Source organism: Solidesulfovibrio sp. DCME (genome assembly GCF_049995385.1).
Lineage (GTDB): Bacteria > Desulfobacterota > Desulfovibrionia > Desulfovibrionales > Desulfovibrionaceae > Solidesulfovibrio.
On sequence record NZ_CP188261.1, the window covers coordinates 3,807,138 to 3,820,449 of the forward strand.

Sequence of the window (13,312 nt, forward strand, 5' to 3'; positions counted from 1 at the left end):
CAAACGTTTTTTCCTGGCTTCGCCCGGCTGACGCAGGAGTTTTCATGAACGGATGCGGTCCGGACGGGAGTACGTTTTCCCTGTCCGTGCTGGTTGTGGACGACAACGAAGTCAATAGGCTTTATCTTTTCCATGCGTTGCGCAGGATGGGCCACGTCGCGGTCGTGGCCGAGGACGGAACGCGGGCCATCGAACTCTTCCGCCTCCAACCCTTCGACCTGGTCCTCATGGACATTCAATTGCCGGACATGGACGGCCTGAGCCTGACCCGGGCCATTCGCGGCGGCCAGGCCGGAACGGTCAACCGGCCCGACGTCCCCATCGTGGCCCTGACCGCCTTCGCCTCCCGCGACGACCGCAACCGCAGCCTGGCGGCGGGCATGAACGACCATTTGTCCAAGCCCGTCAGCGCGGCCGACATCGCGGCGGCCATCCAGCGGTTGCTCGGCCGCCCCGAGGCCCAACGGGCCGCGGCCCCTCCCCCGGCACCGGCGGACTTCGACCTGGCCGGCCTGACCCGGGAAAGCGGCCGGGAATTCGTGACCGAAATCCTCCAGTTGTTCCTGGAGTTGGCCGAGCCCAAACGCCAGGCCCTCATCCAGGCCGTGAGCCGGGGCGACATCGTCGCCGCCGCGCCGTTGGCCCACGACCTGGCCGGCATGGCCGGGCCCATCCGGGCCAGGCAGTTGCACCGGGCCATGAAAGCCCTGCAGGAGGCCTGCGGCGCCGGCTCCCTGGAGGCCTGCCGGTCCGGCCACGCCGCGGCCGACCGCGAACTGGCCGCCGTGCTGGCCGCCGTGCGCGCCCACCCCTATCTGGCTGGCGGGCCGGCCTGAGTGCCGCGAGCGGGCTATGGCGCGCATCCTGGTCATCGACGACGACGCCTTTTTCCGGGAATTCCTGCGCCGCCTGCTGGCCGGTGACGGCCATGTCCTGGCCACGGCAGCGAGCCTGGCCGAGGCGGCCAAACGGGCCGGGGAGGCGGAATTCGACCTCGTTTTCCTGGACGTGCGCCTGCCCGACGGCTCGGGCCTCGATCTCCTGCCCCGGCTGCGGGCCCTGCCCGGCGAACCCGAGGTGGTCATCATCACCGGCGTGGGCGACCCCGACGGCGCGGAACTGGCCATTTTAAGCGGCGCCTGGGACTACATCGAGAAGACGGCCAGCCAGGAGGCCCTGCGCCTGGCCTGCCTGCGGGCGCTGCGTTTCCGGGAGAAAAAGCAGGATTCCCTGCCCGTGCGCCGCGCCGGCATCATCGGCAGCGGCCCGGTCATGGAACGGGTGTTGCGCCAGATGGGGCGGGCCGCCAGAAGCCAGGCCAATGTCCTGCTTTTCGGCGAGACCGGCACGGGCAAGGAACTCTTCGCCCGGGCCATCCACGACAACAGTTCCCGGGCCGGGGCCGAATGCGTGGTGGTGGACTGCGCCGGCCTGTCCGAGACGCTCATGGCCAGCGAACTGTTCGGCCACCGCAAGGGGGCGTTTACCGGGGCGGCCGCCGACAAGCCGGGCCTGCTCGCCCGGGCCCACGGCGGGACGCTGTTCCTCGACGAGGTCAGCGAACTCGCCTTGGAGATGCAAAAGGGCTTCCTGCGCCTGCTGGAAAGCCGGGCCTACCGGCCCGTGGGCGACAACCGCGAGATCGCCGTGGATTTCCGGCTGGTGTGCGCGAGCAACCGCGACCTGGCGGCCATGGTGGCGGCCGGGGCCTTTCGCGAGGACCTCTATTACCGCATCCGGGCCGTGACCATCACCCTGCCCCCCTTGCGCGAGGTCCCCGAGGAACTGCCCGAACTGACCGAGCACCACCTCACGCGGCTGTGCCGCCAGGGCCGGCTGCCGCTCAAGGTCCTGGCCCCGGAAGTCCTGGACCTTTTCCGCGAATACGCCTGGCCGGGCAACGTCCGGGAGTTGGTGCGGGTCCTGGAGGCGCTGGTGGCCGCCGCGCCCCTGGAGCCGGAACTGCTGCCGTCCCACCTGCCCCGCGACCTGCGGGTAGGCTTCGTGCGCTCCCGGGTGGCCAGGGGCCGCCGGGGCACGGCCCTCCCCGACCGGCCCGCCGAGGCCCCGGCCTGCGCCGCGAGCCCTGTCGCCGGCCAGAACTGGAACGACTACAAACGGGTCGCCCACGACCGGGTGGAACGCGACTACTTCGCCCAGCTCATCGCCTCCTGCGGCGGCGACGTCCGCGCCGCCATGGACGTGTCGGGCCTGAGCCAATCGCGCCTCTACGGCCTTTTGCGCAAGCACGGCCTGCACCTGACCGGCGAGGCCCCCGGCGAACCGCAACACTGACGGCCTCGCCCCACGGCCGGGAACCACCGGCCCGAAGGGGCCGACGCCGGGTCTGGCGGAGCTGACGGCGCTCTCAGCCGTACGGCCAGGAAACACTGGCGCGCCCCCCCCAAACCGGATAGCAACGAATCCAGGCGGCGCCCGGGCGGGAACCTGTCCCGTCCCAGGCACCGTCACGTGGAGAGCGGCCCTCTTTCCCGGTCCCGGCGCTCAGGCTTGCCGCCGGACCCGCCTCGCCCGCGACCGCCCTCCCGTTGCGTCAAGCCGTTACCGGCAACGGTCCTCCATTCCCCGTTTTGGAAACCTTTGTCCCTGGAGACGGATGGCATGAAAAAGGGCATGACGATCCTGGCGCGCTTTGGCGTCGTGGCTTTCCTGATGTTGCTGCCGGCCGGGCCGGCCTTGGCGGCAGAGGCCGCCACCGACCTGGCCACGGCCGTGGCCAGCGGCAAACTGCGCCTGCCGGCCGCCGTCCTGGAAAAACTGGCCACCGAGGGCGGCACGGGCAACTTCCTGGTCCTGCTGGCCAGTCCCGCCCGGGCCGCCGCGCCGGCCTCCCTGGAGGACGACGCCGACAAGGCCGCCGCCCGGGCGGCCAACGCGGCCGTGCTGGAGGCCTTTTTCGCCCGCAAAAAAGGCGCGGCCATCGGCGAAATCTCGCGGACCTTCGCCTACATGCCGGCCTTTGCCGTGACCGCCGACGCCGCCCAACTGGCGGCCCTGGCCCAAAGCGGCGACGTGGCCGCCATCGAGGTCAACGGCCGGCGCAGGCCGGCCCTGCGCCAGGGCATCCCCCTCATGAACGCCCAGGCCACCCGGGCCCGCTTTCCCGGCAAGGGCGTGTCCGTGGCCGTGTGCGACACCGGCGTGGACTACAACAACACCTACCTCGGCGGGCCGGGCTTCCCCAATGCCATCGTCCTCGGCGGCTACGACACCGGCGAAAAAAAGGCCGACCCCATGGACACCGACGGCCACGGCACGTCCGTGGCCGGCATCGTGGCCGGCGCCCTGGGCGACGTGGCCAACTACATCGGCGGCGTGGCCCCCGGGGCCAAGCTCTACGCCCTCAAGGTCACCGACGCCACGGGCGATGCCCCGGACGAGGCCATCATCGCCGCCTGGGAATGGGCCATCACCAACCAGAACAAGGATCCAGGGAGCCCCATCCGCATCATCAACCTCAGCATGGGCGCGGGCTACTTCACCAGCATCTGCGACGACAGCTACGAAAACTACGTCACCGCGGCGGCCAACGCGGCCAAGGCCGGCATCACCATCTTCGCCTCGGCGGGCAACGAGGGCTATTGCGACGGCTTGAACAACCCGGCCTGCATTTCGGGCGTCATCTCCGTGGGTTCGGTCTACGACGCCGCCTTCGGCAAAACGGACACCTGCATCCAAGAGGAGTCCTGCGCCCCCACCAAGGAAGCCACGGAAGACTGCGATTCGGGCTACTCCGCCCCCGAGACTGCGGCGGCCGACGCCGTGCCGGCCTATTCCAACAGTGCCTCGTTCCTGACGCTTTTTGCCCCGGCCGACCAGTGCAACACCTTGCAGTGCGCCACCAAGGGCGCGACCTTCAACACCGAATTCGGCGGCACCTCCGCCGCCAGCCCCTACGCGGCCGGGGCCGCCGCCGCCCTGCAAAACGCCGCCAAGGTCCGCCTGGGCCGCTACCTGACCCCGGCCGAGGTGAAGGCAAAACTCACGGAAACGGGCGACAAGGTCACGGATGAGAAAGTGGACGTGACCAAGCCGCGCATCGACCTCGGCGCGGCCATCAACAGCATGCCGGCCTCCGCGTCGAACTTGCTGCCTCTGGATATTCCGGCGGCCATCCAAAACTGAGCCCGCCCGGGGACGCCCCGTGTCACAGCGGGGGCGTCCCCGGCCTTGCCGTACTATTTTTTCCTGCCGCGCAGCTCCTCTTTTTCAGGAATACACCCCATCCCCCGGCCATCCAGGCCGCTGCCGCCCGGTTTGTGGCCGCCACAGCCGGTCGCTTGCCTGGCTCGAATCTTGAAGAAGCTTCGGCAACCCTTGGGGCGTTTCGGATTTCCCGGACACCCCGGCAAGGGAGGTTGCCATGAAAAGCACCTTTGTACGGACGCGACGGGCCTTATGGACCCCCCTGCTGCTGGCGGCCTGGCTGCTGGCTGTCGCGATCGGCCCGGGCGCGGCCCAACCGGTAACGGCAACGGAGGCCGCCATGCAAAACCAAAAACAAAAGACCCAGGTGGCAACCCTGGCCGGCGGCTGTTTCTGGTGCGTGGAATCGGACCTGGAAAAGCTCCCCGGCGTGCTGGACGTCGTTTCCGGCTATACCGGCGGCAAGGAGCCGCATCCGGACTACGAAGCCGTCTCGGCCGGGCAAACCGGCCACTACGAGGCCGTCCAGGTCCTCTACGATCCGGACCGCATCGGCTACCGCCAGGTACTCGACGCATTTTTGCGCCATATCGACCCCACCGACAGCGGTGGCCAGTTCGCCGACCGCGGCAGGCAATACCGCCCGGCCATCTTCTACCACGACGAACAACAACGGGCACAGGCCGAACAGGCCCTGGCCGACCTCGCCGCGTCGGGGCGCTTCCCCAAGCCCCTGGCCGTGGCCGTCCTGCCGTTCACGTTCTTCACCAACGCCGAAAACTACCATCAGAACTACTACAAGACCCACAAGCTCCAATACGAGACCTACCGGCGCTTCTCCGGCCGCGACCAGTTCCTGGAGCGCACCTGGGGCAAGCTCGACCCCGTCACGGCCAAGCCCATGGACTGGCGCGGCTTCCAAAAGCCGGCGCCCGACGTCCTGCGCCGCACCCTCACCCCCCTGCAGTTCGACGTCACCCAGAAGGAGGGGACCGAGCCGCCGTTTAACAATGCCTACGCCGACAACAAGGTTGCCGGCATCTATGTGGACGTGGTGTCCGGCGAACCGCTTTTTTCCTCCCGCGACAAGTACGATTCGGGCACGGGCTGGCCGAGCTTCACCAAGCCCCTGGTGCCGGACAACATCGTCACCCACGAGGACAAGAGCCTGTTCGCCGTGCGCACCGAAGTGCGCAGCCGCCGCGGCGATTCGCATCTGGGGCACGTCTTCCCCGACGGCCCCCCACCGACAGGGCTACGCTATTGCATGAATTCCGCCGCGCTGCGCTTCGTGCCGCTTCCGGACATGGAGCGCGAGGGCTACGGCGAATTCATCAAGGATGTCCAATAAATCCCACCCCCGACGCTCCCCCCTTGTCCCGGTTCCGAAGCGGCCCAGGCCGCTTCGGAACTCCCGCCTCGCCCCACATGTGAAAGTGGGAACAATGCGCTGGCGTCGCAGGCCAGGATAGGCTAACCTTCCTTTCGCCCAGGCCGGCCGATGGCCGTTTCCTGGTTCAGCCCACCGCCATCGGCCCCGAAACGGGCAGGGAGACGGTCGTGCCTTCACTGCGGGGAATGCTTGCGACAGCAAGCGTCAAACATAAACTGCTCGCCCTGTTCGGCTGCACCCTCGCCGGTTTCTGCCTCGTTTTCGCCGTGGACTCCCTAGGCTCGCGCTACCTGGAACGGACCCAGGAACTGGAACGGCTGTCCGTGACTGCCGCCATGGAAGTCCTGTCCATGCGCCGCCAGGAAAAAAACTACTTCCTGCGCCACGACCCGGCCTCCCTGGCCGCCGTGCGCCGCCACCAGCAGGCCGCGGCCACGGCCGTGGCCGCCATCGGCGACCTCGACCCCCAGCGCGACGAGGCCCGGGAGACGGCCCTGCGCCTGCTGCGGAAATACCTGGACGGGTTTCTGGCCATGGCCGACACCCCCGAGGCCCCGGGGGTGGACGCGCCGGCGGCCCTGTTCCTGGAACGCTCCCAGGCCCTGGACAAGCTGGAAAGCGCCAGCCCCATCCTGGCCCGGGGCCTGACCCAGCTGCGCTCCCAGGAAAAACGCTGGCTGGCCTCGGGCGCGCCCGACAGCCTGACCCGGCTGGTCAGCCAGGCCACGCAACTGGCCGTCCTGGCCCGAAACCAGGGGGAGGCCGACGCGGCCACCACCCTGGCCGCCTACCAGGAAGCCTTGCAGGCCTATGCCGGCCGGCTGGAGGACGCCGGCTCGCAAAGCGCCGCCTTCGTGGCCGCGGCCCGGGCCCTGGAGCCCATGACCGAGGAACTGCGCCGCCATTACGAAGCCCGCCGTAAGGCCATCGACCGCGACACGGACAGGATCACCACGGCCATCCAGGCCGGCGTCATCGTGCTGGTGGCCCTGGCCAGCTGGATAGTGTTCCGGTCGGTGGCCACGCCCCTGGCGGTACTCGGCCGCCATGCCCGGCGCGTGGCCCGGGGCGAGGAGACCAACCTCGACCCCGCCGCCTTTACCGGCGAATTCCGGAGCCTGGCCGAGGACATCGGCCGCATGGAAAAACACCTCGTGGCCACCATCCTCGATCTGGCCCGCAAGGAACGCGAAGCGGCCGAAGAGGCCCGGCGGGCCCGCGAAGCCCGCAAACGCGCCGAGGACTTAAGCCGCGTCAAATCCAATTTCCTAAGCCTCGTCTCCCACGAACTCAAAACGCCCCTGACCTCCATGATCGGCTTCGCCCAGGTCATGAAGAAACGCCTGGAACGGGGCGGCCCCCTGGCCGAGGCCGCCGCCTCGCGGCCGGATGTGGCGGCCGAGTGCGCCCGTTTCCACGACAACCTCGACATCATGCTCGACGAGGGCCGCCGCCTGGCCGGGCTGATCGAAAACGTGCTGGAGCTGGCCTCCCTGGAGTCCGGCAACGCCGCCCTGAACCTGGGGCCGGTGTCCGTGGCCGAGGTCATCGACCGGGCCGTGGAGCCGTTTCTTCTCCCCATGTCGGAAAAGGGGCTGCGCTTTGTGCGCGACGTCCCGCAGGCCATGCCGCCCCTGCGCTGCGACCGGGATCGCATCGTCTATGTGCTGCGCCACCTGTTTTCCAACGCCGTCAAATTCACCGACGCCGGCCAGGTCAGCTGCCTTGTGCGCCTGGAGGACGGCATGGCCGTCATCACCGTGGAGGACACCGGCCGGGGCATCCCCTCGGAAATGCGCGAGGCGGTTTTCGAAAAGTTCCTCCAGCTCGGCGACAACCTCACGGACAAGATGCCCGGCCTTGGCATCGGCCTGGCCGCCTCGCGGGCCGTGATCGAATACCACGGCGGCCGCATCCGCATCGCCGGCGAACCCGGCCGGGGCAGCCGCGTCACCATCGCCATCCCCCTGGCCGAAGCAGCCTAGTGTCCGTCCTCGAAAAAGATATGCGCTTATCCGGGAACAACACCCTACCCTCGCCCTTCGCAAGGGGCGCCACACCCGGACCGGGCGCTTTGCATTCGACCCGGTACACGCTATGTTGACACGCGCCGCACGCAACCCCAAGAGGCAGCCATGATCCAGGACGAACTCAGCAAGCTTCGCCTCAAGCTCATCGCCATCACCCTGGCCTTCTCCTTCATTCCGCTCTTCAGCCTGGGCCTTGGCCTCTACAACCGCTTCTACGAGACCTACCTCGACAAGGTCTACGAGAGCTTGAGCAACCTGGTCGAGAACAAGAAGATCACCATCGACCTGTACCTGTCCGAGCGGGTGGCCCAGCTCTCCAACCTGGCCCTGACCGAATCCTACCAGGACCTGGTCAAGGAGTCCTACCTGGAACACATTTTCGGCGTGCTGCAAATGCACAGCAAGTCCTTCCTCGACTTGCAGGTCATCGACCAAAACGGCATCTGCACGGCCTACGTCGGCCCCTACCAGCTCAAGGGCATCGACTACAGCCGCGAGGACTGGTTCCACAAGGTCATGGCCAAGGGCATCCACGTCAGCGACGTGTTCCTGGGCTTTCGCAAGTACCCCCACTTCAACATCGCCGTCAGCCGCCGCGAGGGCGACAAGACCTGGGTGTTGCGCGCCGCCATCGACTCCGACATCTTCGATTCCCTGGTGCGCAGCATCCACCTCGGCAAGACCGGCGACGCCTTCATCCTGGCCGCCGACCACGTGCTCCAGACCAAGCCGCGATTTGGCCACGCCATGTTCGACACCATGAGCTTCCCCAATATCCCGCGCTTTTCCGGGACGCGTGTGGAAAGCCTGGCCATCGACGGCCAGACCTCGCTGTATGCCATGACCTGGCTCAATCACAAAGACTGGCTGCTCGTGGTGAAAGACGACCCCCGCGAGGAACTCCTGCCCGTCATGCGGGCCCGCTGGCTGCTCATCCTGCTTCTGGCCGGCGGCTCCCTCCTCATCATCGGCGGGGCCATCTGGGTGGCGGGTGGCACGGTCAGCGCCCTGGTGCGGGCCGAACGCGAAAAGGCGGCCCTGGACGCCTCGCTGACCCAGTCGAGCAAGATGGCCGCCCTGGGCAAGCTGGCCGCCGGCGTGGCCCACGAGGTCAACAACCCCCTGGCCATCATCATGGAAAAGGCCGGCTGGATGCGCGACCTCTTAAGCGAAGAGGACATCAAGGGCAGCCCCAACTTCCAGGAGTTCGAGGACGCCGTGGCCAAGATCGAGTTCCACGTCCGCCGGGCCAAGGACGTCACCCACCGGCTGCTGGGGTTCGCCCGGCGCATGGAACCGACCCAGGAGGACCTCGACGTCAACATGCTGCTGGACCAGACCCGGTCGTTTCTGGAAAACGAGGCCAGCTTCCGGGGCATCACCTTCATCAACGACTACCAGAAGGACCTGCCCCGCATCGCCTCCGACGCCTCCCAGCTTCAGCAGGTCTTCTTGAACATCATGGACAACGCCATCGACGCCATCGACAAAAACGGGGCCATCACCGTCACCACCCGCTCCCTGGCCGACTCCGGGGAGGTGGACATCGCCATCGCCGACACCGGCAAGGGCATGTCCAAGGAGGCCATGGACAAGATCTTCGACCCCTTCTTCACCACCAAGAAGGTCGGCGAAGGCACGGGCCTGGGGCTGACCATCAGCTACAGCATCATCGAGAAGCTCGGCGGGCATATCCATGTGACCAGCGAGGAAGGCCGGGGCACCACCTTCCACATCACGCTGCCCGTGGGGGCCTGAGGCCGTGCCGCGGGGGTGGGAACGCAGCGCCTCTTCGATCTTTGGCCCGGCCAGGCGCGGGGGCGCCCCGGCCGGACACGAAACGAACGCCTTGCCCGTGGGAGGAACGATGGGACTACGCGTACTGGCCGTTGACGACGAGGCCGACTTCCTCGAGACCCTGGTCAAGCGGTTCACCTACCGCCAGATCCCGGTCACGGCCGCGGGCAACGGCCCCGAGGCCCTGGCCAGGCTCGACGCGGACGACTTCGACGTGGTCATCCTGGACATGCGCATGCCGGGCATGGATGGCCTGACGGTGCTCAAGGAAATCAAGAAGCGCCGCCCCCTGACCGAGGTCATCATCCTCACCGGCCATGCCTCGGTGGAAGCCGGCATGCAGGGCATGTCCCTCGGCGCCTACGACTATGTACTCAAACCCGTGGATTTCGGGGAACTGCTGGAAAAGGCCAAGAAGGCGTATGAGCGCAAAAAACTCAACGAAGCCCGATCCGGCCAGGCCTGACGGCTTCGTTTTCCCGCCGCTGTGGCCGCATACGGTCCTGGCGCCGGGCCTGGCCGGCGCGGCCGTCCTGGCCACCCTGCTCACCCCGCCGGAAATCGACGTGGTGCTGGCCCTGGTGGCCGGGGCCATTTGCATCGGCTCGGCCCTGACCCTGGCCAGCCGCATCCGGCGCGGCGAGCGGGAACTGCGCGAGATGGACCTGCGGCTGCTGCATTCCCAGAAACTGGCCGCCATCGGCGAGCTGTCCTCGGGCATCGCCCACGAGATCAACAACCCCCTGGCCATCATCACCCAGGAACTCGACCTGGCCCGGGAACTGACGGCCGACTGCCAGGGCTTGGCCCCCGAGGATCTGGCCGACGCCCGGGACAGCCTGCGCGAGATCGCCAAGCAGGTGGACCGCTGCCGGCAAATCACCCACAAACTGCTCAATTTCGCCCGCAAGATGGAGCCCGTGCTCCAGGAGGAAGCCCTGGAGCAGGTCATCGAGGACATGGCCCTGTTGGTGGAAAAGGAGGCCCAGGGCAAGGGCGTGGCCATCGTGCGCGACTACGCCCCGGACCTGCCGCCGGTGCGCACCGACGTGCCGCTGCTGCGCCAGGTCGTCCTGAACCTCCTCACCAACGCCCTGCACGCCACGCCCCAAGGCGGCAGCATCACCGTGCGCACCCGGCGCGAGGACGGCCGGGTCAGCATCGCCGTATGCGACACCGGCTGTGGCATCGCCCCGGAGAACATGGCCAAGATCTTCGACCCGTTTTTCACCACCAAGGAGCCCGGCAAGGGCACGGGCCTCGGCCTGTCGGTGTCCCACGGCATCGTGGCTCGCCTGGGCGGCAGCCTGGTGGCCGCGAGCCAGCCCGGCCAGGGGGCGACCTTCACCGTCACCTTGCCGCTGTAACCCCCAACCCGCCATCCACGGAGCAGCCATGGCCGACCCCATCCGCGTCCTTATCGTCGACGACGAGGAACGCTTCCGCGACACCCTGGGCAAACTCCTTTCCCGCCACGGTTTTTCCGTGCGCACCGTCGGCGGCGGCCAGACCGCCCTGGACCTGCTGGCCCAGGCCCCAAGCGACGTCATCGTGCTCGACGTCAAGATGCCGGGCCTTTCGGGCGAGCAGGCCCTGCCGCTGTTGCGGGCCGCCTGCCCCGAGGCCGAGGTGCTGGTGCTCACCGGCCACGCCTCGGTGGACATCGCCTCGGCCATGATCGCCGGTGGCGCGGCCGACTACCTGCTCAAGCCCTGCCCCACGGAAGAACTCGAAGGGGCCATCCGGGCCGTCTACGACCGCCGCCAGGCGACCCGGCCTCGCTGAGGCCCGGCCGCCTCGCCCCGCGCCTGGCTGTCGCTTCTTCGGCCAGCCGGGCCACCGCCGTCCGCAAACGCGAATCCATCCCGGCAAGGCCTGGCCGCCGTGTTGTTGCCATGGCCGAATCTCGCAGCCAGGCAAAACGCCGCCTTGCGCCTGAAAAACATTGCCACAAGAAATTATTTGCCTTGTACTATTCCCAATGCGCGCATGGACATTGCCAACCTCCTGCCCTACAATTCCTACCATCTTGACGCATCACTCCCCGAGGTGCCTTATGCATGCCTGCATCGCCTCACTGATGTTTTTGCTTGCCGCCGCCTTGGCCGTTCCCGCCTGGGCCTGGACCGTGCCAGCCACCGGCGTCACCACCTGTTACAACAATACCGAGGCCATCTCGTGCCCGACCAAGGGTCAAGCGTTCTATGGCCAAAATGGCACCTACCCCGGCACATCCCATACCTTCGCCACGGACGCCGACACCGCCACCGACCAGGTCACGGGCCTTGTCTGGCAGCGTGTCCCCGATGGCCAGCCCCGAAGCTGGAGCGACGCCGGGGCCTACTGCGAGGCCTTGGAATTGGGCGGCCAATCGGACTGGCGGCTACCGCACCAGCGCGAACTCGTCACCCTGGTGGACTACACTGCGTCCAAGCCTGCCTGGAACGCGGCCCTTTCGGGCACAAGCGGCCATTACTGGTCCGTCACGCCCTACCAGGGCTATGCCGGCCCCTACTGGTACGTGAATTTCGCCTACGGCGTCTCGGAATTCAACGCCGGGGCCGATGGCCGCTACGTGCGTTGCGTGCGTGGGCAAGCCCTGGCCGAAAGTGCCTTCGTCGACCAGGGGACCACGGTCGACGACACGACCACGGGGCTGACCTGGGAAAAAGCCGGCAGCGGCGCGGCCATGACCTGGCTGGACGCCCTGGCCTACTGCCAGTCCCGGTCCACCGGCGGCCATGCCGATTGGCGCGCGCCCAACGTCATGGAACTGCGCACCCTCGTAAACTACTCCCTGGTCTTTCCGGCCATCGACGGGACACTCTTTCCCGATTCCCAGCACACGTTCTGGACCGGCACCAACAGCACGGCCCTCCCCACCGTGGCCTGGACCGCCGAGTTCCTCATGGGGCTTAGCGCCAATGTCGACAAGACGGCCAGCGCGGCCTACGTCCGTTGCGTGCGCGACACCGGCGGCCAGGGCTTTTCCATCGCCCCGGTCCTCGGCCTGCTGTTGCAGTGACGCCGACGGCGACCAACCGCGCCACGAAGCCGTCATCGCCGCCCCGCCTTGGCGGCCGTTTTTTCACGCTTGCCCTTGACGCCGGCGGGCCGGACGGTCAAGAGAGCCGGATGCCCCAGAACATCGCCGTCCTCGCTCCCTTTTTCTTTCCGGCCGCCGCCGCCGTGCTGGGATTGGTGCTCGGCAGCTTCTATTCGGTCTGCGTCACCCGGGCCATCGCGGGCACGTCCATCGTGCGCCCGCCCTCCCATTGCCCGCGTTGCGGCCATGCCCTGGCCTGGTGGGAACTGGTGCCCGTGGTGAGCTACCTGGTGCTGCGGGGGCGTTGCGCAGGCTGTCGGGAACGCATCTCGCCGCTGTATCCGCTCATCGAGCTGGCCTCGGCCGCCTGGGCGGTGCTGGTCGCCCTGGCCTTCGGCCCGACCTGGTGGTTTTTGGCCTACCTGGCCCTCGGGGGGCTCTACATCGTGGCCTCGGCCATCGATTTCCAGGTCTACCTGCTGCCCAATGTCCTCACCTACCCGGCCGCGGTCCTCGGCTGCGCCATCGGGGCCCTGCGGCCGGACATCGGGCCGGAACTGGCCGGCATCGGCGCGGCGGCGGGGTTCGGAGTGTTCTGGCTGCTGGCCGCCGGCTACCGCCTGGCCAAGGGCGTGGACGGCCTGGGCGGCGGTGACGTCAAGCTGATGCTCTCCATCGGCGGGGTCGTGGGCGTGCTGGGGCTGCCGTATGCCGTGCTCCTGGGCAGTGTGGCGGCGCTGCTGGCCAGCCCCTTGTATGTCCTCGGCAAGGGCCGGGGCCGGTCCATGCCCATTCCCTTCGGCCCGTTTCTGTGCCTGGGCGCCATGGTGCAGATCCTCTACGGCCCGGCCATCCTGCGCCTGCTGCTCGGCCGGTAGG

Annotated in this window: 11 protein-coding genes; all 11 read left to right on the forward strand. The window is 68.0% G+C overall.

What is annotated here, in order from left to right:
* Positions 1 to 44 precede the first annotated feature (44 nt).
* The 11 genes from ACP59X_RS16735 (at position 45) to ACP59X_RS16785 (ending at position 13,311) form a co-directional block, all read left to right on the forward strand.
* A complete protein-coding gene (locus ACP59X_RS16735) occupies positions 45 to 836 on the forward strand; it encodes a response regulator (protein ID WP_428560505.1) in 792 nt (263 codons plus the stop codon).
* Positions 837 to 852: 16 nt separating this feature from the next.
* Positions 853 to 2,295: a sigma-54-dependent transcriptional regulator gene (locus ACP59X_RS16740; RefSeq protein WP_428560507.1), complete on the forward strand. Its 1,443-nt coding sequence runs from the start codon at positions 853 to 855 to the stop codon at positions 2,293 to 2,295.
* Positions 2,296 to 2,622: 327 nt separating this feature from the next.
* Positions 2,623 to 4,146 (forward strand): S8 family peptidase, encoded by a 1,524-nt coding sequence (locus tag ACP59X_RS16745; protein WP_428560509.1) that lies wholly within the window; start codon positions 2,623 to 2,625, stop codon positions 4,144 to 4,146.
* Positions 4,147 to 4,384: 238 nt separating this feature from the next.
* On the forward strand, positions 4,385 to 5,518 hold the full coding sequence (gene msrB, locus ACP59X_RS16750; RefSeq protein ID WP_428560511.1) for a peptide-methionine (R)-S-oxide reductase MsrB: 1,134 nt from the start codon (positions 4,385 to 4,387) through the stop codon (positions 5,516 to 5,518).
* Between the two features lie 209 nt (positions 5,519 to 5,727).
* Positions 5,728 to 7,545: a sensor histidine kinase gene (locus ACP59X_RS16755; RefSeq protein WP_428560513.1), complete on the forward strand. Its 1,818-nt coding sequence runs from the start codon at positions 5,728 to 5,730 to the stop codon at positions 7,543 to 7,545.
* A 150-nt stretch (positions 7,546 to 7,695) separates the two neighbouring features.
* Positions 7,696 to 9,348, forward strand: coding sequence for a sensor histidine kinase (locus tag ACP59X_RS16760; RefSeq protein ID WP_428560515.1), 1,653 nt, complete (start codon positions 7,696 to 7,698; stop codon positions 9,346 to 9,348).
* Between the two features lie 109 nt (positions 9,349 to 9,457).
* Positions 9,458 to 9,853 carry a response regulator gene (locus ACP59X_RS16765; RefSeq protein WP_428560517.1) on the forward strand — a complete coding sequence of 132 codons (396 nt, stop codon included), beginning with the start codon at positions 9,458 to 9,460 and terminating at the stop codon, positions 9,851 to 9,853.
* Entirely contained in the window at positions 9,810 to 10,754 is a 945-nt protein-coding gene (locus ACP59X_RS16770) for a sensor histidine kinase (protein WP_428560519.1), read from the forward strand. The genes ACP59X_RS16765 and ACP59X_RS16770 overlap by 44 nt, the downstream gene beginning before the upstream one ends.
* A gap of 28 nt (positions 10,755 to 10,782) precedes the next feature.
* Entirely contained in the window at positions 10,783 to 11,172 is a 390-nt protein-coding gene (locus tag ACP59X_RS16775) for a response regulator (RefSeq protein ID WP_428560521.1), read from the forward strand.
* A 271-nt stretch (positions 11,173 to 11,443) separates the two neighbouring features.
* Positions 11,444 to 12,412, forward strand: a complete 969-nt coding sequence (locus ACP59X_RS16780; RefSeq protein WP_428560523.1) for an Lcl C-terminal domain-containing protein — start codon at positions 11,444 to 11,446, stop codon at positions 12,410 to 12,412.
* A gap of 110 nt (positions 12,413 to 12,522) precedes the next feature.
* The gene (locus ACP59X_RS16785) at positions 12,523 to 13,311 is read left to right on the forward strand and encodes a prepilin peptidase (RefSeq protein WP_428560525.1); all 789 of its coding nucleotides are present in this window, start codon (positions 12,523 to 12,525) and stop codon (positions 13,309 to 13,311) included.
* Position 13,312 lies beyond the last annotated feature (1 nt).

Bases quoted from the DNA above. Each gene is read 5' to 3' on its own strand.
- msrB (WP_428560511.1), top strand. From the start codon at position 4,385: ATGAAAAGCACCTTTGTACGGACGCGACGGGCCTTATGGACCCCCCTG.
- ACP59X_RS16745 (WP_428560509.1), top strand. From the start codon at position 2,623: ATGAAAAAGGGCATGACGATCCTGGCGCGCTTTGGCGTCGTGGCTTTC.
- ACP59X_RS16740 (WP_428560507.1), top strand. From the start codon at position 853: ATGGCGCGCATCCTGGTCATCGACGACGACGCCTTTTTCCGGGAATTC.
- ACP59X_RS16775 (WP_428560521.1), top strand. From the start codon at position 10,783: ATGGCCGACCCCATCCGCGTCCTTATCGTCGACGACGAGGAACGCTTC.
- ACP59X_RS16735 (WP_428560505.1), top strand. From the start codon at position 45: ATGAACGGATGCGGTCCGGACGGGAGTACGTTTTCCCTGTCCGTGCTG.
- ACP59X_RS16785 (WP_428560525.1), top strand. From the start codon at position 12,523: ATGCCCCAGAACATCGCCGTCCTCGCTCCCTTTTTCTTTCCGGCCGCC.
- ACP59X_RS16760 (WP_428560515.1), top strand. From the start codon at position 7,696: ATGATCCAGGACGAACTCAGCAAGCTTCGCCTCAAGCTCATCGCCATC.
- ACP59X_RS16780 (WP_428560523.1), top strand. From the start codon at position 11,444: ATGCATGCCTGCATCGCCTCACTGATGTTTTTGCTTGCCGCCGCCTTG.
- ACP59X_RS16765 (WP_428560517.1), top strand. From the start codon at position 9,458: ATGGGACTACGCGTACTGGCCGTTGACGACGAGGCCGACTTCCTCGAG.
- ACP59X_RS16770 (WP_428560519.1), top strand. From the start codon at position 9,810: ATGAGCGCAAAAAACTCAACGAAGCCCGATCCGGCCAGGCCTGACGGC.